1 protein-coding gene is annotated in these 222 nt (G+C 63.1%); it reads left to right on the top strand.

The features are described 5' to 3' along the window. Positions 1–222 (top strand): biotin/lipoyl-binding protein (locus E5W70_RS32980; RefSeq protein ID WP_292665548.1); only part of this gene is annotated, 222 nt, incomplete at both ends.

Raw genomic sequence — 222 nt, 5'->3', positions numbered from 1 at the left:
CCCGCCAGTACGAATCGACCGACGACGCCTTCATTGACGCCCGCACCGTGACGATCGGCGCCCAAATCGCCGGCCGTATCACCGAGCTGGCGGTTACCGACAATCAGCATGTACAGGCGGGTGATGTCCTCCTGCGCATCGACGACAGCGATTATCAGGCAAATCTGAAGCAGGCCGATGCCGGCGTCGCCGCGGCCGAGGCCGAAATCGTCAATGTCACCG

The organism is Mesorhizobium sp. (assembly GCF_005063415.1).
Classification (GTDB): Bacteria; Pseudomonadota; Alphaproteobacteria; order Rhizobiales; family Rhizobiaceae; genus Mesorhizobium.
The sequence above is the reverse complement of the archived record's forward strand: the minus strand, read 5'-3'. Positions and strand labels throughout refer to the sequence as shown.